Annotated in this window: 22 protein-coding genes; 12 read left to right on the top strand and 10 right to left on the bottom strand. The window is 61.3% G+C overall.

What is annotated here, in order from left to right; all coding sequences use genetic code 11:
- Nucleotides 1–69: 69 nt before the first annotated feature.
- Complete coding sequence (locus QNM96_RS01950; RefSeq protein ID WP_283834323.1) at nt 70–1185, bottom strand: lysostaphin resistance A-like protein; 1116 nt, start codon at nt 1183–1185, stop codon at nt 70–72.
- A gap of 141 nt (nt 1186–1326) precedes the next feature.
- Nucleotides 1327–2622 (bottom strand): glucose-6-phosphate isomerase, encoded by a 1296-nt coding sequence (locus QNM96_RS01945; protein WP_283834322.1) that lies wholly within the window; start codon nt 2620–2622, stop codon nt 1327–1329.
- A 256-nt stretch (nt 2623–2878) separates the two neighbouring features.
- On the opposite strand from QNM96_RS01945, the gene QNM96_RS01940 reads away from it, so the two are divergent.
- Nucleotides 2879–3352 (top strand): DUF5812 family protein, encoded by a 474-nt coding sequence (locus QNM96_RS01940; RefSeq protein WP_283834321.1) that lies wholly within the window; start codon nt 2879–2881, stop codon nt 3350–3352.
- 36 nt (nt 3353–3388) lie between these two features.
- On the opposite strand, the gene QNM96_RS01935 is transcribed toward QNM96_RS01940, so the two are convergent.
- Nucleotides 3389–3730, bottom strand: a complete 342-nt coding sequence (locus QNM96_RS01935) for a hypothetical protein (protein ID WP_283834320.1) — start codon at nt 3728–3730, stop codon at nt 3389–3391.
- Nucleotides 3731–3965: 235 nt separating this feature from the next.
- On the opposite strand from QNM96_RS01935, the gene secF reads away from it, so the two are divergent.
- Nucleotides 3966–4844: a protein translocase subunit SecF gene (secF, locus tag QNM96_RS01930; protein WP_283834319.1), complete on the top strand. Its 879-nt coding sequence runs from the start codon at nt 3966–3968 to the stop codon at nt 4842–4844.
- Nucleotides 4841–6481: a preprotein translocase subunit SecD gene (locus QNM96_RS01925; RefSeq protein ID WP_283834318.1), complete on the top strand. Its 1641-nt coding sequence runs from the start codon at nt 4841–4843 to the stop codon at nt 6479–6481. The genes secF and QNM96_RS01925 overlap by 4 nt, the downstream gene beginning before the upstream one ends.
- 59 nt (nt 6482–6540) lie before the next feature.
- Here the strand turns inward: QNM96_RS01925 and rnhB are convergent, their stop codons facing one another.
- Both rnhB and QNM96_RS01915 read right to left on the bottom strand, forming a co-directional pair.
- Entirely contained in the window at nt 6541–7236 is a 696-nt protein-coding gene (gene rnhB / locus QNM96_RS01920) for a ribonuclease HII (RefSeq protein ID WP_283834317.1), read from the bottom strand.
- Between the two features lie 221 nt (nt 7237–7457).
- Nucleotides 7458–8858: a tRNA pseudouridine(54/55) synthase Pus10 gene (locus QNM96_RS01915; protein ID WP_283834316.1), complete on the bottom strand. Its 1401-nt coding sequence runs from the start codon at nt 8856–8858 to the stop codon at nt 7458–7460.
- A 213-nt stretch (nt 8859–9071) separates the two neighbouring features.
- Between QNM96_RS01915 and QNM96_RS01910 the strand changes: the two genes are divergently transcribed.
- The 5 genes from QNM96_RS01910 to QNM96_RS01890 all read left to right on the top strand — a co-directional run bounded on the left by QNM96_RS01910 (nt 9072) and on the right by QNM96_RS01890 (nt 12216).
- Nucleotides 9072–9707: a GNAT family protein gene (locus QNM96_RS01910; protein ID WP_283834315.1), complete on the top strand. Its 636-nt coding sequence runs from the start codon at nt 9072–9074 to the stop codon at nt 9705–9707.
- 221 nt (nt 9708–9928) lie between these two features.
- Nucleotides 9929–10999: a trypsin-like peptidase domain-containing protein gene (locus tag QNM96_RS01905; protein ID WP_283834314.1), complete on the top strand. Its 1071-nt coding sequence runs from the start codon at nt 9929–9931 to the stop codon at nt 10997–10999.
- Nucleotides 11000–11328: 329 nt separating this feature from the next.
- On the top strand, nt 11329–11526 hold the full coding sequence (locus tag QNM96_RS01900) for a hypothetical protein (RefSeq protein ID WP_283834313.1): 198 nt from the start codon (nt 11329–11331) through the stop codon (nt 11524–11526).
- 4 nt (nt 11527–11530) lie between these two features.
- Nucleotides 11531–11719, top strand: coding sequence for a hypothetical protein (locus QNM96_RS01895; protein ID WP_283834312.1), 189 nt, complete (start codon nt 11531–11533; stop codon nt 11717–11719).
- A gap of 257 nt (nt 11720–11976) precedes the next feature.
- Nucleotides 11977–12216, top strand: coding sequence for a DUF2061 domain-containing protein (locus QNM96_RS01890; RefSeq protein WP_283834311.1), 240 nt, complete (start codon nt 11977–11979; stop codon nt 12214–12216).
- Nucleotides 12217–12317: 101 nt separating this feature from the next.
- Here the strand turns inward: QNM96_RS01890 and QNM96_RS01885 are convergent, their stop codons facing one another.
- Nucleotides 12318–14972 carry a PAS domain S-box protein gene (locus tag QNM96_RS01885; protein ID WP_283834310.1) on the bottom strand — a complete coding sequence of 885 codons (2655 nt, stop codon included), beginning with the start codon at nt 14970–14972 and terminating at the stop codon, nt 12318–12320.
- 161 nt (nt 14973–15133) lie between these two features.
- The gene (locus tag QNM96_RS01880) at nt 15134–16279 is read right to left on the bottom strand and encodes an acyl-CoA dehydrogenase (protein ID WP_283834309.1); all 1146 of its coding nucleotides are present in this window, start codon (nt 16277–16279) and stop codon (nt 15134–15136) included.
- Nucleotides 16280–16548: 269 nt separating this feature from the next.
- Here QNM96_RS01880 and QNM96_RS01875 point away from each other — a divergent pair, with 269 nt between their 5' ends.
- Entirely contained in the window at nt 16549–17595 is a 1047-nt protein-coding gene (locus tag QNM96_RS01875; protein ID WP_283834308.1) for a phytoene/squalene synthase family protein, read from the top strand.
- Between the two features lie 112 nt (nt 17596–17707).
- Here the strand turns inward: QNM96_RS01875 and QNM96_RS01870 are convergent, their stop codons facing one another.
- Entirely contained in the window at nt 17708–18562 is an 855-nt protein-coding gene (locus QNM96_RS01870) for a 3-hydroxyacyl-CoA dehydrogenase NAD-binding domain-containing protein (RefSeq protein ID WP_283834307.1), read from the bottom strand.
- A 132-nt stretch (nt 18563–18694) separates the two neighbouring features.
- On the opposite strand from QNM96_RS01870, the gene QNM96_RS01865 reads away from it, so the two are divergent.
- A complete protein-coding gene (locus tag QNM96_RS01865) occupies nt 18695–19246 on the top strand; it encodes a hypothetical protein (RefSeq protein WP_345782509.1) in 552 nt (183 codons plus the stop codon).
- 99 nt (nt 19247–19345) lie between these two features.
- On the opposite strand, the gene QNM96_RS01860 is transcribed toward QNM96_RS01865, so the two are convergent.
- Nucleotides 19346–19942, bottom strand: coding sequence for a class I SAM-dependent methyltransferase (locus QNM96_RS01860; RefSeq protein ID WP_283834306.1), 597 nt, complete (start codon nt 19940–19942; stop codon nt 19346–19348).
- Between the two features lie 149 nt (nt 19943–20091).
- On the opposite strand from QNM96_RS01860, the gene QNM96_RS01855 reads away from it, so the two are divergent.
- A complete protein-coding gene (locus QNM96_RS01855) occupies nt 20092–20730 on the top strand; it encodes a TlpA disulfide reductase family protein (protein ID WP_283834305.1) in 639 nt (212 codons plus the stop codon).
- Between the two features lie 223 nt (nt 20731–20953).
- Here QNM96_RS01855 and QNM96_RS01850 read toward each other — a convergent pair whose 3' ends face one another.
- Nucleotides 20954–21301 carry a DUF5658 family protein gene (locus QNM96_RS01850; protein ID WP_283834304.1) on the bottom strand — a complete coding sequence of 116 codons (348 nt, stop codon included), beginning with the start codon at nt 21299–21301 and terminating at the stop codon, nt 20954–20956.
- Nucleotides 21302–21757: 456 nt separating this feature from the next.
- On the opposite strand from QNM96_RS01850, the gene QNM96_RS01845 reads away from it, so the two are divergent.
- Nucleotides 21758–21952, top strand: a complete 195-nt coding sequence (locus QNM96_RS01845; protein WP_283834303.1) for a hypothetical protein — start codon at nt 21758–21760, stop codon at nt 21950–21952.
- The last annotated feature ends 13 nt before the right edge of the window (nt 21953–21965 follow it).

Below are 21965 nucleotides of genomic sequence, written 5' to 3'. Positions count from 1 at the left end.
CGACGGCGGAACGAACGGTTCCAACTGCGCAAAACGGTGTGAAGTACAAGAGCGGAGAACGGCGATTTGTCACAGCAAGAACGGGACGAACAGCAACGCGTTGTAACTGCCGTGGACGAGCGCAGGGACGACCAGGTTATCCGTGCGCTCGTAGATCGTCCCGAGGACCAACGAGAGCGCGAACACGCCGGCCAGACTCGCGAGGACTTCTCCCGCGCCTGCGGTCGCGTACGCGCCGACGTGCACGGCGGTAAAGACGACGCTCGCGACGATGACGGCACCGTACCGGGAGAACGTGTCGTACAACCGTTTCTGGATGACGTTCCGGTACAGCAGTTCCTCGAGCGGGCCGACGATCAACACCATCGCCGGGATGATGACCAGCACGAGTTCGACGTTTTGCTCGACGGCCGCCGACGTGCTGTGCTCGGCGGAGTCGACGCCAGCGCCGGTCATGAGAACGGAGACCGCGATGTTCGCGCCGAAGATGAGTATCAATCCGAGGATCGTCCACCCGACGGTTCGGAGCGTCGGTACCTCGATATCGATGTATGACAGGTCGTAGCCTCGGAGCGCGAGGTAGCCGACGGCGACCGTTCCGAGCCCGAGGCCGAACGAGACGTAGCTGATCGCCTGCGCCTGGAGTTCGGTCAGTTCGCCGACCACTGCGAGCACTGGCAGTGCGACGAAGAGCAACACGATTTCGATCGCGAGGAGGCCGACGAACCCGAGGGCCCCCATCTCGAGAAAGCGCGCGGTTCGTCGGCTCAGCCCCGATCCGGAGATGCCGGCGTAGTCCGCAACTGCGACGGCGAGTGCGGTAGCTCCAGTAAGGAACGAGCCGAAGACGAGCGAGATCGACCAGCCCAGTTCCGGCAGGATAACCGACCCCGATGTCCCGAGCATGATCGCACCCGCCGAGCAAACGAGGACGAGAGCGCTGGAACCGATCGTGATGGGGCCGCCGACACGCCGCTCGAGAATATCGTGGCGTCGTGCGAGAAATCCACCGACGGAAAGGACGGCGAAGACAGCACCCGCCCAGACCGCCGGCTCATCGACGCCCTGACGGATCGGGACCAGCAGACACACCATCGCGAGGGTGGCGACGATCGTTCCGACGGCGGGGACGCCGTCGGCACCGGCGTTGCTCCCGCCGTCATCAGCCTGCGCTGTCCGGCTCATACCCGGATTATTTGGCGAGTATACATAGGAACACCGCATCCGGTCGTCGGCTCCGCATTCCGGCTGGGGAATCGACCGTCGAACGTTTCGAGGAGGGCACTCGAGCGGAGAAAACCACTCGGTCAGCGAACGGGAGTCGGGCTACCGTTCGACGCGGAGCGTCGTCTTTTCGGCGACGGCGTCGGCTTCCTCGAACTCGCCGCCCCCGAGGAGGCCGCGAGTCGCGTTTTTCGCCCATTCGACGGCCGGCTGATTGAAGGCATTTATGTTGTACAGCTCGCCGGCGAGCACGCAGGAGGCTTCCATCCCGTACAGCAGTCCGCCGAGTTCGCGCTCGTCGACCGACTCGAGTTCGATTCGGACGTTCGGCCGACCGGCCGCGGCGAGGCTCGCCTCAGTCGCCTCGAACTCCGCCTCGAGCAGTTCGCCGAGCGTGGAATCGCCGAGATAGGCGAGTTCGTCGACCGCTGTCGAGGGGATCTGTCGATCGGCGCGCGCTTGAGGCGTGACGAACGTGACGAGCTTATCTCGCGGCCCGGCTCGATACAACTGAAGCTGGGAGTGCTGGTCAGTGACGCCGAGCGCTCGAACGGGCGTCTGGCCGAGGTCGTCCTTGCCCAGACTCTCGGCCCACAACTGGGCGAACCACTCGGCGTAGGTCTCGAGCGATTCCGCGTAGGGGACCATCGCGTTGATTCCGGCGCCGCGAACGTCGAGCGCGTACGATGTCGCCCCGTAGGCGTAGGCGGGACACTCGAATAGCGATCCCGAGAGCGTCTCGGATTCGGCTCGAGCGCCCTCGAGAAGCGCCTCGAGGTCGTGACCACAGACCGCGGCGGCGACCATGCCGACGGGTGAGAGCGCGGAGAACCGACCGGGGACGCCGTCGGGAACCTTCAGCTTCGGGAGATCGTGGCGCTCGGCGAGATCGGAGAGGGGGCCGGAATCGCCGGTCGTCACGATCGTGCGCTCGGTCCAGTCGACGCCCGCGTCTTCGAAAGCCTCCCGAACGACGAGGAAGTTCGCTAACGTCTCCGCCGTCGTTCCGGACTTCGAGACGACGTTGATCGCGGTCTCGGAGAGCGAGAGCGCCTCGAGTCGGTTTGTCACCCACGCCGGGTCGACGTTGTCAAGAAAGACCGTCTCCGTGTCAGACTCGAGCGCGTTGGCGAGCGTCGCTGCACCCAGCGCGCTTCCCCCGATGCCGATCGTGATCAGCGCCTCGGCGTCGGCGACGGGTTCGACCGCGCGCCGAATCTCGGCAGGGTCAGTTCGCTCCGGCAGATTCAACGCCGCGTATCCGTGTTCGTGGTTCTCCCGTCCGGTTTCGATGCGTTCATGGGCCTGCCCGACGCGATCGTCGAGGCGCTCGAGCGCGTCTCGAGAGATTCCCGGCGAGGCGACCGATGCGAGCGCGTTCCCGATGTCGACGTCCATGCGCGAGAGCGCGAGGGCCGCGCGTAAAGGCGTTCCGTCATTCGATCATCCGTGATCCGTTAGCCGGTCAGTCGCAAGCAGATAACCTCGAGGTTGCCTCCCGAACTGTCCACGCGAATCAGCACACCCCACCAACCACCGCCGGGTGGGACTGAAAGGGGCTTTCACCTTCTTGCTGGCTGGACCGCATTCGTCTCCGAACACGTCGACTAACGGGGAACGAAACCGGGAAACCCTTCGACCGTGATCTCTGCGTATGAGCGAAAAGACGGCGACGTTCGTCGTCACCCACGCGGAGGCAGAGTCGGCGGTCGTCAGAGATATCGAGACGGCCCAGGTCCACACCCTGGCGTCGAACCCCGGCCTCGAGGTCGACGACGTGCTCGAGGCGACGGTCGCACCCGAACCGCCCCTCGAGGTGGCCTGGGAGGTCGTCGACGTCGAACAGCGGCGCACGATCGACCTCGTCGACAGCGATCTCAGTCCGACGACCCACGAGCGAGAGCTGGCGGCCGACGCCCAACCGGGCGAGGTCGTCCGCGAGGAACGAGCGGGAACCGGCGAGATTCACGTGCTCTCACTTCCCGAGGAAGACCTCGAGGAGGCGGCCGAGGACGTACTCGAGGACGCAGAGACGGTGGCTCGGGCGGCCCGACTCGAGGCCGTTCGTGTCGAAGTCCGGCGCGACGAGGACGAAGGCGTCCTCAGCGTTCGATACTTGCCGGATTGAGCGACTTGCGCCAGAGGAAATTGTTCTCGGGGTGACTTACGCTCGAGAAGGCCCTTCCTTGCTCTGGACGCGCCAACTCCCCTCGATTCCGCACGCTTCGCGCACCTCGTACTCGAATTCGGTGTCCTCGCCAATTCTGTCGCCGCCGTCAGTTCGTTCGACGCGGAGGGGGACGTCAAGCGTGCTTCCACAGCAGCCGACGCCGACGAACTCCTCCCAGGTGTCGCCCGCTCGAGCCGTGTCGCGAGTTTTACGGAGAAACGCTCGGAACGAGGGCTTTTCGACCTGGAATCGGCCCCACTTCGAGAGATCCTCGGGGTAGGAAACGATGACGCGCGTCGCTTCTTCCCGCGGTTCCGACCGTGATTCGTTTGCCATGTGTTCGCGTAGGTCGTCCAGTTGCAAAACGTTGCTGTCGAGGTCAACGTGTGTGCTCAGCGCATTCGCCGCTGGTCGGTTGGCCGGCTATGGTTGTCTTAATGGAGACGAGCAGTCTCTCGAGAATCGGCTTCGGTTGCGTTTGTACCGGGCGATCTCGCTCACTTTCATCACGAGAAACTGGACTTCAGGAATTGCGAAGGCTTACTTTCGGTGACGCCCACGTGGCTGGTATATGGGGTATTTCGACGTACCGGAGATTGAGTATACCCGGTACAGTAACCGCCAACTCGCGGCGGTTCCGCTCGCCCTTCTGGCGGTCGCATTGTTGATTCTGAGTGGCGGATACGTGGTGTATGGAACACCCGTCGAACTCGGAATGGACTTCGCCGGAGGGACGGAACTGACCGTCGAGACGAGTGATTCAGAATCGGCGGTCGAGGCGGCGTTCGAGGAGGAACCGGAATCGATCCAGACGACGGGGGCGACGGACCAGTATATCGTCCAGTTTACGTCCGAAGATCAGCAAGCGCTCACCGATCAGGCCGAGCGGAACCTGGCACCCGCAGATGGAAACGACGAAGTCGTTCAGGAGGTCTCTTCGACGTCGGCGAGCTTCGGTGAAGAGGCCCAGCAAACCGCGTTACTCGGCGTCGTAGCGGCGTTTGTCGGCATGAGCGTGATCGCGTTCTTGCTCTTTCGGACGTTCGTTCCCTCGATCGCGATCGTCCTCTCTGCGTTCTCGGATCTTGTGATCCCACTCGCGTTCATGAATCTGGCCAACATTCCGCTCACGCTCGGGACCGTCGCCGGACTGTTGATGTTGATCGGGTATTCGGTCGACTCGGACATCCTGTTGAACAATCACGTCCTTCGCCGCGGCGGTGACTTTTATGAAAGCACTCACCGGGCGATCAGGACCGGTGTGACGATGACGGTAACCTCGATGATGGCCATGCTCGTGATGGCCATCGCGGCGACGATCATGGGGGTCGACCTCCTCGCATCGATCGGAACCATCCTGTTCATCGGCCTCGCGGCCGACCTGATGAACACGTACATGTTGAATCTCAGCCTGCTTCGCTGGTACAAGTTCGAGGGGGTGAACCGATGAAGCCGGTCAGCTTCTTCAAAGAAAACTGGCGAGTCATCATGCTCGTCGTCTTCGTCCTCGGCGCGCTGATCGCACTGTTCGTCCCCGGCGGCGTCATGGACGACGACGGCTACGGCGGCGGAGCTGAGGACGAGCAATCTTGGACCGACGATCCGCTGAACATCGAGTACGGACTCGGTCTCGAGGGCGGGACTCGGATTAGCGCCCCCGTCATCGGAATGACTGCCGAGAACATCGACGCTGGGGTCGTCGACGACGAGACCGGCGAGGTCGATGACGAGCGGATCGGCGAAATAGAAGAGGTACTTTACGACGACGAGGATCTGGACATCGAGATCGGCGACGCGAACATCGAAGTCCACGACGACGGCACCGTCAGCGCCGAACTGTTCGTCGAGGACGTGACCGAAGAAGCGTTCATCAGCGCGCTTCAGGACGCCGGCATCGAGGTAGACGAGGACGACGTCCGCGAGGGCGTCACACAGGAGACCCGCGACGACGTGATTACGACGATCGATCTGCGGATCAACGAGGCGGGACTCTCCGGCGGTCAGGTCTCCGAGGCGGCGATGGGTGATCAACACTACGTCGTCACCGAAGTCCCCGAGATGGGCGAAGACGAACTTCGGGAGATCCTTGACGACCGAGGTATTATCGAAGTCGTCGCCTATCACCCAGGTGACGACGGCACGCAAACTAACGAGACGGTGCTCACTGGCGACGATATCGCGGATGTCGACCCACCAACGCAGGACGAGGGAACGGGATACGAAGTTCCGGTCCAGGTCGAGAGCAACAGCGCTCCGGGGTTCCAGGAGGACATGAACGACATGGGCTACGGTGAACCGAACGGATGGGGTAACTGTCAGGTTTCCGACCCACAAACCGGCCAGATGCACTTCGACGACGACGTCGAACAACACTGTCTGCTCACGGTCGTCGACGGTGAACCGGTCGCCGCCCACTCGATGAGCAATACGTTGGGCTCCCAGATGGGAAGCGGCGACTGGGAGACCAGCCCGTCGTTCTACATGGGCGCACAGGAGTACTCGGAGGCACAGGCGCTCTCGGTTAACCTGCAGGCCGGTGAACTCCGTGCCCCACTCGACCTAAACGAGGGCGACGTCTACTCGCTCCAGCCGGCGCTGGCCGACCAGTTCAAGACCTACTCGCTACTGATCGGACTGCTCTCGGTGGTCACCGTCAGCGGCATGGTCTACGTCAGGTACCGCGACCCTCGAGTCGCGGCACCCATGATCCTCACGGCGCTCGCGGAGGTCTTCATCCTGCTCGGCTTCGCGGCGCTGATACGAATGCCCCTCGACCTCTCCCACGTCGCCGGCTTCATCGCGGTCGTCGGAACGGGGGTGGACGATCTGATCATCATCGCCGACGAGGTGATGTCCGAAGGCGACGTCAACTCCCAGCGCGTCTTCGAGTCGCGGTTCCGCAAGGCGTTCTGGATCATCGGGGCCGCGGCGGCGACGACGATCGTCGCGATGTCGCCGCTGGCAGTGCTCAGCTTGGGCGATCTGCGCGGATTCGCGATCATCACCATCCTCGGCGTGCTGATCGGCGTGTTGATCACCCGACCCGCCTACGGCGACATCCTGCGGCGGCTCCTCACCGACAAGTAACGGCGGAAAACCGATTTCTTTGGATTCTCGACACTCGCGTTTTCGGCAGTCGAGCCCGCTCAGAACCCGTCGAGACTCGTCTGACTCGCCTCAGCGAGAACGTCCGTACACGTCGACCACGACTTGCGGGCAAACGGTGGCAATTCGCCGGTCTCTTCGACGTAGGACTCGAGGAAGGCTCGAGTCGTGGAGTCGCCCGGATAGCCGCTACCGATCTCGCCGAACTCCGCGGCGAGGTCGGCGACGTGGGCGTCGCGTTCGACCTTCGCGATGATGCTCGCCGCACCGACGAGGTCGGAGTCGTCGTCTGCGCCGTGTCTGGCGTCGATGGTCGCCTCGAGACTGCAGGCCTCCCCGACCCGTCGAGCGAAGCGATCCGCGTCGGTGTCGCAGGCGTCACAGAGCCCGGAGACGGTCGCGTCTCCAGAGTTATCTCGGTCCGTGTCCTTGAGTTCGTCACTGCCGAGTTCCCCGAATGCGTCTTCGATCGCGTTCGCGTGTGCGGCGACGGCGAGGCCGTTCATGTTCGTGTCGGGGTCGTCGATCCGCGCCGTCGAAATTTCCGCGACGCCGACGTGGATTCCGTCCGTCTCGCGGAGGGTCGCGGCGAGTTCCTCGCGTCGCCGGACGGAGAGCCGTTTGGAGTCGGCAATTCCGTCGGGTAACCGCCCGGTATTCTCGACACAGACGGTGGCGGCGAACATCGAACCAAACACCGGCCCCTTGCCGGCTTCGTCGACGCCGAACTGGTACATGCAGGCCAGTGGACTCGCGACGATCAAAGTCGTTGCTTTCCACGGCTCCGCTGGCTACGTGGTCGGTCGAACCGGGCTGGCACCTCGAACCGATCTGCGGGGGAGACGAGTGCAGTCGTCGATGCTCGAGACGCTCTCAAGGCGTTTGCGGACCTCGAATGTCGATCAACGGCGTGATCGAGGAAATCGGCGGCAAAAAAGACTAGGAGAGGTGTGACAACCTATTCGGAGCGGTCGTCGCGGAAGAACTCCTCGAGTTCGAACGGCTCGTTTTCGCCTTCGACGCCCGTGACGTCGAGCGCGGTGACTTCGGCGTCGACGCCGAGCAGTCCTGCAAGACTCGGCTCCGTTCGCCCGTCGTCGCTGCTGATGAGTTCCTTGACGTAGAGTCCTCCTTCGCCGTGGAGTCGAATCTCCGCCTGCGTCGGCTCTACCAGGTCGCCGTCGATCTCATAGACGGTCCGCGTTCGGGTGATGTTCGCTCGTCGGTGGTCGACCCGCTGGGGCGTGTACTGCTCGAGGGTCGCCCCGTCGAGTTCGGAGAGTGCGGCCTCGAAGGCCGCCTTCTCGACGGGTTCGTCGAACTCGACATCGGCTCGGTAGTGCTTGCTGGCATCGTGTTCTTTGACCCGTTCGACCATGTCGTAGCTCGCGAGACGGAGCCCGTCGACCTCGACGGAACCCTCGGCCGCCTCGTTGATCTCGCGCTCGAGCGCTTCGGGGTCCGGATCGCGGATACGGGGTTCTTTCACCTCGAGGACGAACGGACGGCCGCCCTCGAGCATGCGGGCGTCGACGTCCTCGCGACCCGCGCCGTGGAAGGTTCCTTCGTCGCCGTCCATCGCTTCGACAACGTGGGGGCGGACGACCTGCTCGACGCTCGTGTCGTACAGGTAGCCGGAGCCGCCACAATAGTCGCAGGGCTCCTCGCCGTCGTCGCCAAGCTGAATTCCACTCCCGCCACACTCTCGGCAGGGCCACTCGGTCTGTGGAATATCTCGTTCGAGCTTTCGATAGCGACCGTAGACGAACGCGGGGTTGACCTGCAGGTCGACGGCGTGGCTCGTCACCGATTGGGTTCGTGCCGCCGCGTCCACCGCATCGTCGACCGCATCTCCATCGTCCTCGACCTCGAGCAACTCGAACGGATCGAAGCCGCTAAGATCGACGATGGCGAGGATATCGGGCCGCTCGAAGCCGACTTCCGCGCCGGTTTCGGCACCGACGCGCCGACCCGCTTCGCGGTTGATCTCCCGCTTGAGCGACTCGCCCACGTCCGGCTCGAGGCCGGCGTCTTCGCGGAAGAGTTCCTCGTTCTCTTCGATCAGCGGCGGGACTCGGCTCCCGACCTGATAGGTGGCGAAGTCGATTCCCTCAAGGGCGTCGACGATCGTTTCGGCGATCGCATCGAAGCTTCCGCAGTAGCCTTCACAGACCCAGCAGTCGGTCGGTTCGACGGTCTCGTAGTCGGCGTCATCCTCGAGCGCGATCGTCGTTCGGAGCGCCCGTCCTCGCTCGGCGTTGGTCAGGCCGAAACTGCGTTCGGCGAACGGACGCCCGAGACAGGAGTCACAGACCGGCCCCGTTGCCAGCAACCTGCGGGCGTCTTCCGTGGGTGTCATGTCTGTGGGTCGGGTCGCCGGCGATAACACGCTTTCCCTTCCGTTCGGACGAGTTTCTCCCGTTGTGCTCGCCGATTCGGGTGACAGCGATGCTTCCTCCGCCGTTCGCGTTCAGCGGCGGATACGTACCCTCATTGAATCGATCGTGTTACACATCTGGTATTTTAAAGAACCGATGTATTTTTATTTACTTATGTGTAGTTGTATTTTTGCATGTTCTTCCTGAGCCACCTGGAGACGGAACGGCTTCATTTCGAGCGCCTTTGTCACGATACTGTCGACGCGTTTGACTACTATGACTACTGTTCACACCGCGAACAGTCCATCGACGAGGTGACCCGGCACCTCCCGTGGGATCCACACGAGACGGTCAAAGAGACGGTCGAGCACATCGACGAACTCGAGACGAAGTGGGAGGCTGGAACGCGAGCCGAGTACCTCATCCGTCCGAAAGCTGGCGAGAAAGGGGCTGGAGAAATCGCCGGCGCTGGCGGGATGAGGATCGACTGGGAAACGAAAACGGCCCGTCCGTTCATCTGGCTTCGAAAACCGTTTTGGGGTCGAGAGTACTCCGGCGAGCGGGCGGGGGCGATCATCGAACTCGCGTTCGATCGCCTCGATCTGGATCTCGTCGCCGTTTCGATCAAAGACGGTAACGAAAAATCCAGGCAGGCGGTGGAGAAGTATATCGACTCCTACGGAGGACAGTACGATGGAATCATTCGAAACGCGACGGTCAGACCGGACGGAACCGTCGTCGACCACCACCGCTATACGATTACGCAGGACCAGTACGACCAAATTTCGGGCGGAGGAAAGGCATCTTCCGTAGCGAGTTGGTCGTCCTAATCGACGGGGTCGCCGACCGTTGGACGCGAAACGTGTTTCGGCGCCTCAATTCAGCGGAATCATCCCCGCCCTGAAGGGCGAGGTTTTCTCCTTTCACTTCCTAACAGTCGATTCAGCTTGTCGTCCCCGCCAACGTTCGCCTTTGTGATCGACTCGGCCTTCCTTCTCCGCCTTGAGGCCGTTTTGCCTGGATTCATATGTACCCATTCCCATTCCGACGCATGGACGACACTCGAGTCGGGCGGAGGAAGTTTCTCGCCGTCGCGGGTAGCGGCCTCGCCGGAGTGGTCGCGGGGTGTGCCGCGCCTCGGGCGGAGCGGACGATGGAGGGGAGTTCCTCTAGCGAGTTCGAATTCGATGGCGATCCGGCGGACGAGTCGATCTACACGCAGGTGTACGACGCGATTATCGACTCTGTGGCACAGATTCGCGCCTTCGGCGTCGAGAGCCCGATCGACGGCAGCGAAGGGCAAGGGCAGGGATCAGGTTTTCTCGTCGATCTCGAGGGTGAGAGCGCATACATCGTCACCAACGAGCACGTCGTCGCCGGCGCGGACGCTATCGAGGTCCAATACATCAACGGCGACTGGACGGGTGCAAGAGTCGTCGGCACCGACTATTACAGCGATCTGGCCGCCCTCGAGGTGTCCCATGTTCCCGAGGGAGCGGTCCCGCTCTCCCTGAGCGAGCAACCCCCCGTGGTCGGACAGGAGGTGCTCGCAGTGGGGTCGCCGTTCGGACTCGAAGGGTCACTTTCCCAGGGGATCGTCAGCGGCGTCAATCGATCGGTGGACGCACCCGGTCGCGAGTTCTCGTTCTCGAACGTCGTCCAGACCGATGCGGCCGTCAATCCAGGTAACAGCGGCGGGCCGCTCGCCGATCTCGACGGCGAGATCCTCGGCGTCATCAACGCCGGTGGCGGGGAGAATATCGGCTATGCGATTTCTGCAGCGCTGAGTCGTCGCGTCGTTCCGGCGCTGATTGAAGACGGCGCGTACGACCACTCGTTTCTCGGTATCGGACACGCGCCAGTGACCAGAACGTTCGCCGAAGAAAACGGCCTCGACGAGGTGGCAGGCGTCATCGTTACGGGCGTTTCGCCCGGTAGCCCGTCCAGCGGCGTTCTCGAGAGCGGTGATGTCATCTCTCGGATCGACGGTGAACCGATCCCCGACCGCCACGCATTAGGGACCCACCTCGCGCTCGAGACGAGTCCCGGTGACGAGATCGCGATCAGTCTCTGGCGGAACGGCCGAGAGACGACATTCAGCGTGACACTCGGCTCACGGTAGCCGTTTTGGGGCAGATTCTACGGACTAGACTCGAGGAGCTGACCGAGACACCTTCTTACTCCGGAGTAGTCGAACGAAATACTTCTTTACTCCGGGGGAGCCGACCGAAATACCTTCTTACTTCGAACGAACGGAAGCGAGGCATCTCGAGAATCGAGTACGTATACCGTACACGTTAGGAGTCATTGCAGTGGTTTTCGGCGGCTAAACGGACCGAATTCGAGCGCTGTTGGGGCCTACTGTTCGAGCGGCACCCAGTAGCATACAGATAACAATAGCCGAATCGCACGCGTGTTCGAGCGAGGCGCGTTCCCTGCCGCCCGCCATCTATGACCAACGATATCGATACCCGCCCGCCGCAGGTGACCGACGAGTCGACCAGGAAATTCGAACATATCACCATCGAGAACGACGGCGCTCCGGACGAATGTGCGATCGTTCCGACCAATGCGACCGACGTCGAACTGCTAACTAACTGGATTGCCGCTTACGACGACGGATTCGTCGCCCTCGAGACGATGCGCTAAGGCCATGAGCCTCGGAAGTTCCATTACGGCTATCGGGTTCTGGGTCGGTGCACTGCTTCCGCTCTTTTACATCCCCGTCTTTATCGCCGGTGTGGATTCGGTGGGACGACTGCTCCTGCTCGTGGCGTTCATCGCCGTCAACGTTCTGGCGCTCTGGATCGGACACGATTACGCGGGTTCTCGGGACGACTGATACTGTCGGCTGTACGTCGTTAACATTCTCGTCGCCCCGGGGGTGCGAGAATCTTTGCACAGCCATATCGGGCAGTATAAACGTCCATCCGACACTTTCTTGCTCGCAGTTTCTGTCAATCTCGGCCCGACTCGAGCACACTCACTGGCCGGCTGGCTTCTTGTTCTGTTGGGGAAACCCAATTTGGTTATATGGAGTCAAAGTATAACCAAATCCGATTATTTATGAGGGGTACCGACGATGACATAGAGCATACGATGCTTTCGAATATCGTCTCCCGATCCGCTCTTCAGGCCCAAAAGCGGGCTATCGCGAAGACGCTCTGCTATCGACTGTTCATGATCCTCATTACGATTACCGTGGCCTGGCTGATCGTCGGTGATGTCGGTGATGCGGTGAACATCGGGCTCGCGACGAACATCCTCAAGACGGGGACCTACTACCTTTACGAACGGCTGTGGGATCATATTACATGGGGCGTCTCAGCTCCGGCGTGACCGTTAGTTGGGGGTCTCAATCTCGATTTGACTAGTTCCTTCGGCATCCAAATGCGACCCCGTTCGGCGACTTTGTGGCCTCGCTTCGCGAACGAGTGAACTCACGAGGGACGGCTGGATGCCGCTGGAAGCGTAAACGAAAACGTTGAACCGCCGGCCGAGTTGGGCTCGACCCATATTTCACCGCCGTGGCGCTCGACGATTCGTTTACACAGCGCGAGCCCGATGCCGGTTCCGTCGTGCTCCTCGTAGGTGTGAAGTCGGTTGAACACCTCGAAAATCCGTTCGTGATCAGCTGGGTCGATACCGATCCCCTCGTCCCGAACCGAAACCGTCCAGTTTGATCCGTTCCGGTCCGCGCTCACGTGGACACGAGGTGGTCCCTCACCGGAGTATTCGATCGTGTTCTCGAGTAAGTTCTGGAAAACCTGACGCAACTGGCTGGTATCTCCCTCGACACGCGGAAGCGGTTCGACCGTGATTTCGGCGTCGGTTTCCTCGACTTTCATCTGTATATCCGCCATCGTCTCCGCGAAGACCTCGGCGAGGTCGACCGGCTCGAGTGGACCCCCAGCGGTTTCGACGCGGGAGTACTCGAGGAGCCCGTTGATCATCTCTTTCATGCGTTCGGCACCGTCGACCGCGAATTCGAGGAACTCCTCGCCGTCCTCGTCGAGGTCGTCCTCGTACCGACGTTCGATCAGTTGGAGGTACTTCGTGACCATCCGCAACGGCTCCTGAAGATCGTGTGAGGCCGCGTAGGCGAACTGCTCGAGTCGTTCGTTCGACGCCTCGAGTTTGCGCTCGTACTCCTTGCGCTCGGTGATATCCTGCACGACGACCATTCCCTCGACGACTTCGTCATCGGCGTCGCGAATCGGAAGCGTTCGGGCGTACAGGCACCGATCGCGCGACGAGTGTTCGAACGAACGAGACTCGTTTTCGAGGGTAGCTCGGAACTGTGGTTCGATCTCTCGCTCCAGATCGTTCGGGTAGATTCGACGGACGCTTGCGCCGACACAGTCCTCGGGAGAGACACCGAGTTCGTCGAGTAGTTGCCCGCCGATTGCGGTGTAATTCAGGTCGTCGTCGAAGAGTCCGACGGCTCCTTGCGGGAAGTTCTTGACCAGCGTTCTGTATCGACGCTCTGACTCCTCGAGTTCGTTCTCGAGGCGTTTTCGGTCCGTGACGTCGGAGATGATTCCCTCGATTTTGATTTCCTCGTCGTTCTCGTCGAAGACGGCGCGCCCGTAATCGCGGACCCAGCGTCGCTCACCGTCGGCGGTCTCGATACGATACGTTTCAGAGAACGTTCCGTGCTCCTTCGTGGCGGTCTGGACGCCGTTCCAGAGCTTCTCGCGGTCCGCCTCGACCATCACGTCTTCACCCCAACGGACCCTGTCGTCCTCGAGTGCGCTTGGATCGTATCCCGAGAGGTCGTGGCAGGCGTCGCTGACGAATGTCATCGGCCAGCCTCGTTCGTTTCGACAGCGATACACCATTCCGGGGACGTTATCCATCAACGTTGAGAACTGGCGCTCGCGCTCGCGGAGCTTCTGTTGTGTTTCTTTTCTCTCCGTGATATCCTGAAAGTACACCGACAACCCCGTTTCGGAGGGGTGAACGTGTTCCTCGTACCACGAATCGTGCGGAGGATAGTACGCCTCGAACGAAACTGGTTCCTGTGTCGACAACGCCTCCCGGTAGCGTTCCTCGAACGTGGTTCCCTCCTTTTCCGGAAAGGTTTCCCAGACCTCGGTCCCGATCAATCGGTCTTCGTCGAGTCCGAGGATTTCTTCGGCGCGCTCGTTGACGTACGTGAACTTCCACTCCCGATCGACCGCAAGAACGCCGTCGGTGATCCGCCCGTAAATTTCCGCTAATTCCGTGGTGAGTTCGTCAGTGCGCTGCTCGAGTCGGCGCTCGCGTTCTTTGAGATTGGTGACGTCTTCGCCCGTCGTCACGACGCGATCGACACCCCCCTCGTCGTTCAGCAGTGGCGATGTACTGACGGATAACCACCGACTTCCCTCGTCTTTCCGTTCGACGCGCAGTAGTCGATCTGAAACGGCCTCACCGGATCTAATCGTTTCTATCGGGGGCTGTTCGCCGTCGGCGAGACGCCTGCCATCTTCCGTGTACGTCGCTCGATCCGACGGTGAAAATTCGTCTACGTCTTCGACCCCCAGCAGTTCTCGTCCCATGTCGTTCATCCTCGTGACCTCCGCGTTTTCGTCGAGGACCATGATGCCGACAGGGCTGGTCTCGAGGATTCGGTCGGTGAGATCGCGTTCGCGCTCGAGTTGCTGTTCGCGTTTTCGAAGTCGCCGTTCGGTCCGCTTTCTCTCGGTGATGTCGCGAACGACCCCGACGGTCCCAGCAAACGATTCGTCTTCGAAAAGGAGACTCAGTTGGACTTCGCAGACGAACGTCTCACCGGTCGCAGTCCGGGCCGTACACTCGAACATTTCGCTTCGTTGCTCGCCGGCCGCGAGCCGTTCTCGAATCTCGCTCTCGATACGTTCGATATCGTCGGCTTCGAGAAGGAGTGACGCGGACGAATCGAGGAGTTCCGTGCGTTCGTAGCCGGTCATCTCGCAAATGACGTCGTTGGCGGCAACGAAGCGACCCTCGGGGTCGACTTGATAAATCCCGTCTTCGACCGTGTTCACGAGCGTCCGATAGCGCTCGAGAGCGTCGGATTCGGAGGCCTCGGCCCAGAACCTCGTCCCTCTCGCTCTATCCTGTCGACTCATAGAGCCAAACAAGCCAGCGAGTTGTATAAGTCGTGCCCCGACTGTCAGTTTTGAGGACAGTTTCCTGTCGGTAAACAATCACTGCTCGGCTGACCCGCGGAACTCGCGTGAAATCCGTTAGAAAACTCGAGTTGAACGCCCCGAGGTACGGTGGTGGCGGGCTACGAGTCGAGAATTTGATCCCCGATCGTGTTCCGGAGCACTTCGCTCGTCCCCTCGTAGATTTCGTTGAGTTTCGCGTCCCGGTAGAACCGCTCTGCGGGGAAATCCTTGGTATACCCGTACCCGCCGTGGATCTGGATGCCTTCGTTTGCGACCTCGCGAGAGACTTCCGACGCGTAGAGTTTCGCCTGCGCCGAGTGCTTGATGAAGTCCTCGCCGCGGATCTTTCGGTCGGCGGCGCGGTGCATGAGCATCTTTGCAGCCTGAATCTTGGTATCCATGTCGGCCAGCTTGTGCTTGATCGACTGGAATTCGCCGATGGGCTGTCCGAACTGTTCGCGCTCGCCCGCGTAGTCGGCGGCTTCCTCGAGGGCCGCTCGAGCGATGCCGACGCCTCGGGCCGCGATCGTGATCCGACCCCCGTTGAGCGTTTTTAAGGCCTGGACGAACCCGTCACCCTCCTCGCCGAGGAGGCGTCCTTCCGGGATTCGAAGCTCGTCGAATCGAAGCTCCGCGGTCGGACAGCCCTTGTCGCCGAGTTTTTCCTCGGTGCCCTCGACGATGAACCCCTCGTCGCTCTCCGGTCGAACGATGAACGATGAGATGCCCTTGTTCCCCGCTTCAGGGTCCGTCTTTGCGAAGAGCGTTACCGTATCCGCGACCGAACCGTTCGAAATCCAGAGCTTTCCGCCGTCGATGACGTACTCGTCGCCCTCCTTTCGCGCGGTCGTCTCCATCGACGGAACGTCGCTTCCCGCACCGGCTTCCGACAGGGCGAACGCGCCGATATCGCGTCCCTCGGCCAGCGGCGTGAGATACGCTTCTTTCTGGCGGTCCGAGCCGAACTCGTAGATCATGTTGCCCGCGAGCGAGATGTGTGCGGCGACGATCGTTCCCAGCCCACCGGAGCCGCGAGCGATCTCCTCGAGACCGATCGCGTAGGAGTGATAATCGAGTCCGGCACCGCCGTACTCTTCGGGGAAGGGCATTCCCATCAGCCCGAGATCGGCCATTTCTCCGATCAGTTCGCGCGGGAATTCGTCGTCGTGGTCGATATCGCTCGCGACGGGGACGACCTCCTCGTCAACGAACTCCGAGACCATGTCACGGATCTGTTGTTGTTCAGCCGAGAGCGCAAAGTCCATACGCGAGATATCGACCGGTCGGTCCTTTACAGTTGTTGTAACTGGACTTGCGTTTACTCGAGTGGCTTATCGACGACCGAACGCTGGCCCAAGAGCAGTCGGAACATCGACATTAGTCGCGGCAGTCGCGTCTACGTAGAACATCGCAGTCGACGGCCGATTCGGATCCGACCCGCTCGGACCGCTCGAATCAATATTGACCTTCTGGAGGGGACACATCCGGGACCGCGGTGTTTTTCCGGAAAGCGCTCGAATAGGGTGATAAGTAGATGACCACGGGCCAGCACGAACTTACTACTGACGCCGACCTCGAGTGGTGCTTTGAGGCCGTTCATGGGGTCTCACGGACGTTTTCGATCACTATTGATCGGCTCGAGGAACCCATGGCAGGACACATCTGTGTCGGCTATCTTCTGTGTCGGATTGCCGACACGATAGAGGATGCAGGGCACATTCCTGCCGAGACGCAGACCGACCTGCTTGACGCCTACGATAGATTGCTTGATCCGGACGACGACCTCACGGTCGACCGTTTCATGGTCGATGTCGAGCCGTGGATTCCTGCAGAGACCGACGACGACTGGGAGGTCGTCGCCGAAACGCCGCGAGTGCTTCGAACGTTCGAATCGCTCGAGGACGAACCGCGCGAGATCATGCGCGAACCTGTCCGCGAACTCGTCGGCGGGATGGCGATGTTTACGAGCCGGTACGCCGACGAAGGCGGTCTCCGTCTGCAGACCGTCGAAGAACTCGAGGAGTACTGCTGGTACGCCGCCGGAACCGTCGGTACCCTAATTACCGGCCTCGTCGCCCGCGGTGCCTCCAAGGATCGCGCCGAGGAGATGCGGTCGAACGCCCGGTCGTTCGCGTTGCTCTTGCAACTCGTCAACATCGCGAAAGACGTCGAGACCGACTACCGCGAGGAGAACAACGTCTACCTCCCCGCCGAGTGGCTCGAGGAGGAGAACGTTTCCGTCGAGGACGTGACCGCCAAGGGTAATCACAACGGCGTGACCAACGTCATCCGACGCGTCACCGGACGCGCGGAAACGTACCTCGACGACGCCCAACGCTATCTCGAGGTCGTCCCCGAACACCACGGGAACAAGCTCTCGGCGTGGGCGATACCGTACCTGCTCGCGGTCGGAACCATGCGCGAACTTCGCGAGCGACCCGAGGATGTCGTCCGCGAGGGCGACGTCAAGGTTTCTCGAGCTGAAGTGTACGAAATATTACAGAGCTTCGAAGACGATGTGTCGCGGACGGGCGTCGACGCCCTCCGGAGCGAGATCGCGGAGAAACCGCTACACAAGTAAGCACACGTCGCCCCGACTGTGCTGGCTGACCGCTGCGGTGTGACGACCCGTCCGGTCGCGTTCATCCACCTAACCGTGTTTTCATTTCGAGAGGGCGGCCTCTGCAAATCGACTACTCGTACTCGTAAAATCCGACGCCCGTTTTTTTGCCCAGATCGCCCGCTTTGACCTTTCGCTTGAGAAGATACGCCGGTTTGTACCGGTCGCCGAGCTCCTCGTGGAGCGTTTCGGTTGCGTGCAGGCAGACGTCGAGCCCGATATGGTCGGCGAGCGTCAGCGGCCCCATCGGGACGTTCGTGCCGAGTTCCATCCCCGCGTCGATGTCCTCCTTCGAGGCGACGCCCTCGTCGAACGCGCGGATCCCCTCGTTGATCCAGGGCATCAGGATTCGATTCGTGACGAACCCCGGTTTGTCGTCGGACTGCCAGGTCGTCTTTCCCAGATCGGCGGCGATTTCGTGCGCTAGTTCGGTCACCGACTCGTCGGTCTTCTCGCCGACGACGACCTCGACGCCCTCCATGATCGGGACCGGGTTCATGAAGTGCAGGCCGATCACTCGCTCTGGATACTCAAGCTCCGAGGCGATGGACGTAATCGAGAGCGTGCTCGTGTTCGTCGCGAGAACGACAGCCGCGTCACAGGCATCCTCGAGATCAGCGAAGATGTCCTGCTTGACGGCGAGTTCTTCGAGTGCGGCTTCGACGACGAGATCGCAATCGGCCAGTTCCGCGAGCGCCGTCGTCCCCTCGATTCGTTCGCGAATCGTCTTCGGGCGCTCCTCGAGATCATCTTTCGCGTCGAGGCGCTCGAGGCTGTCGTCGATCGACTCGAACCCGTTTTCGACAAATTCGGACTCGATATCGCGCATAACGACGTCGTAGCCGTTGGTTGCGGCGACCTGTGCGATACCGCTTCCCATGGTTCCCGCGCCGACGACACCGATTCGGTCGATTGTCTCACGGACCATACTCGAACGTCACGAGAAATCGGGGTAAGCCTACCGGTGGTCGCGATGGCCGTTCGCTGGCCGAATCGGGAACGACGGGGACAACTTTCAAGATGGAACGCTGAGAGATACGGATAGACCCTGGTGTCCCGCGTGAGCAACGACTCCGTCGTCGAGAAAACGGACGATTCGCGGATCGAGGAGCGAATGCGTGAGTCGCTCGAGGCCGTCGGCATCGATCCCGGTCGCGTCTCCAACAAGGAGTACTCGTATCGGATGTTGCTCGATACCGGACTCGAGGAGTCGGTCGCGGAGGAGCTCCGACGCCGGTTTTCGTTGCCGTGGTCGTTCGAAACCGACGGCGATCTCGATAAACGGTCGACGGAGGTCCGCGGCCTCGGCGAGGCCGAACGCGAGTGGGTCGTCGCGAGCGCCGACGAAGACTGGCAGACGTTCGAAAACGTCTCCCCGCCGTCCGAGTCCGAGGCGCAAATCGACGAAGCCGAACGACCCTGGCCGCGGCCGACCGCCGTGGATCGCGTCACTGGGGTCGGTCCCGAGGATGCACAACTGTTGGCCTGTGCCGGCATCACCTCCGCGGAGTGTCTGGCGACGATCAACGCCACCACCGTCGCGAACGCACTCGAGGTAAACGTCCTCCACGTCAGGATGTGGCGACACAACGCTCGAGAGTTACTCGAGTGACTGATTACGAGTCCGTCGACCGCCTGTTCGCGGCGACGGACAATACCGTTCGCTTCGGTGCGATTCCCGTTGTTTGGCCGAATACCGCTTTATTTGACGCTACTGATACGACTGACTCCCGCCGCTCGAGTTTCGACCGACGAGCGTCGCGACGGCCAACCGATCGCCATCGTCGATGCGAATCTCCTCCTCGTAGAACAGTATCGTCAGATCGAGACACGCCCGAAGAAGGTCGTTCGACCGGTATCGGTACCGATCGCTCGAGGGACCGATATCGATCGGGTCCGTACTCCGGAGATGGTGCTCGTAGATCAACACGCCGCCGGGAGCGAGCGCGTCTTTCAGGGCCGGTAATACCTCCAGCGCGGCGAAGAAACTCACCGTGATAACGTCGTAGCGCTCGGGTTCGAAGTCGAACTCGGAGATATCCGCCCTGATCCAGTTGACGTCGATGCCGCGAGCGTCGGCACGTTCCTCGGCGATCTCGAGCGCCCTGTCGGAGACGTCGATCGCGTCGACGTCGTAGCCGTTTGCCGCGAGGAAGCAGGCGTTTCGTCCCGTCCCGGTGGCGACGTCGAGTGCGCGTCCCGATGGAAGTTCATCGAGACGCGCGGCGAGTTGGGGAATCGGCTCATCGGGGAGTTCGAAACCGTCGTCATCGTACTTCTCGTTCCATCGAGTGCGATCGTCCGTCACGATCGATTGTTCGAGGTCGTTTCCCTTTGTTCTCCCGGAATCGGGCGTTTCCGGTATCCGATCTTGCCGGTCACCTCGAGGCGTCCGTGTCAGCCCACCCTGTTCGAAAAGTGAACCACTAAATCCTTTTGTACACGGTCCGTACACCCATGTATGAACTGGCGAATGTGCTGTACGCCGCTCGAGCGAAAGGCGGTCGCTGGGGTGGGGCCGTGAAACGCCGCGATGCGATCGCCGGGATCGCCAGCGTCGGAACGCTGGTCGGAAGCGTCGGGCTGTTGCGAAATGGGCCGCCGACGTTCGGAGACGAGAGCGAGCCACAATCGGACACCGGCGACGATGCGAACGACGGACCGACCGAAGTCCAGACGATCGATGCCGGGCCGAGCGAGGCCGGTACGCAGGAACTTCCCGTCGAGGGCCAAGTCTCGGTACTCAATTTCTTCGTCACCTACTGTGGCTACTGCAAGCGCCAGATGTCCCCGCTCGCCGAAGCCAGAGAGCAGATCGACGACGACGTTCGGTTTCTCTCGATTACGACCCAGTCGCTGGACAATGCACTCGATGAGGACGAACTCCGAGAGTGGTGGGACGAACACGACGGAACCTGGGACGTCGGCTACGGCTCGACCAGAGATCTCCGTCGGGAACACAACGTTCTGGGGTTTCCAGTAACGCTCGTCCTCGACGAAGACGGCGAGGCAGTATTGAACGAAGGGGCGTCGGTTATCGGAGCGAGCACGATCGTCGATGCCGTCGAATCGGTTGCGGGAAGCGACGTTGTGTGAAGTAGCCACCGTTCGGTCCCGAACTGTCGTCGCCCGCCCGTCTTCGGTTCTCGCGTTCTGGAGGCTCCGTTACGTTTCAAAAGGTGGTTGTGCTCGAGCGACGCTTCGATCCGGCCGCCCCACCGATCGTCCAAGGGGGCTGATACGGTCTGCTGTAACGATTTACCGGAGCAACCGCAGGTCGACTCGCGGTTGCTCCGGAAATGACTTACAACCGATCCTATCAGACGACGGTCGATATCATGTAGAGATTGCTGGCGACCGCGACGAGCCAGGGCAGTGCGAGTCCCGCCGGAACGATCGGTCGATACTCGGCCGTCAGCAACGGTCGACAGATCACGCCGATTCCGATTGCGAACGCCTTCAACGCGATCATGCCAGCCAGACCGTATCCCTCTATCGCGCCGCGAGCGATCGGATTCGACTCGGCGAGTCCGAGGTGTAATCCGACGAACGTCGTCACGATATCTCCCACGAGCGAAATACCGACGATGATCCACAACAGTCGCTCGAGGTCCGCCGGCGGCATGTTCAGGTGAGGTACTCGAGGATACCCGGCGTCGGAGCTCATAGACTCCCGACCGGAGTCGAACCGGTTCGCGTCGACGTGTGACGACCACGAGGAGCGTGCGGATGCCCGCACGCGTCGGTTTCACCGAACGGGGTATTGTTATGTGAACCGTAGGAGGACGCCGCGTTCGGAGGGGGAGGTCTTACTCACACTCCCCCAACCGGAAACCAGGGCTTACCATCGAACACAAGCGGTTACTGAGGAAAGTAAGACGTTTCCTGAACGGGCTCCGATGCGCACGCTTTCGGTCAGACTGTTCGGGCACGCATTGCTACCGAGCGCCCAACGTCTCGAGAACGACCCCGTCCAGAGGCACATCACTTTCGGAGACGCTCCACCAATTGGCGTGTGGCATGATACTGTGTAACCAGACCACAGAGGCCATCACTCGCCGGAATTGTAAGGATAATTTATCGCGGACAGCGTTTTCACCGTGGGGGTCTCAGTTCACTCACTATGAGTCATCGCTCTCCACAGCCGACCGAGGATCCGCCGAAGAAAGGGATCCTGTTCTGTCCCGAGTGCGGCCACGAAAGCGCCATAACGGGAGATTGGATCGTTCACGAAAAGCCCGCTCGAGACGTCTATGAATGTCCGGTCTGTTCGATGACCATCCTGAACCGCCGCCGGTTCGTTCCGGTTCACTGCTGATCGCTCGCAGTCG

It is taken from the genome of Halostagnicola sp. A-GB9-2, from assembly GCF_030068615.1.
In the GTDB taxonomy this organism is placed as follows: domain Archaea; phylum Halobacteriota; class Halobacteria; order Halobacteriales; family Natrialbaceae; genus Halostagnicola.
The sequence above is the reverse complement of the archived record's forward strand: the minus strand, read 5'-3'. Positions and strand labels throughout refer to the sequence as shown.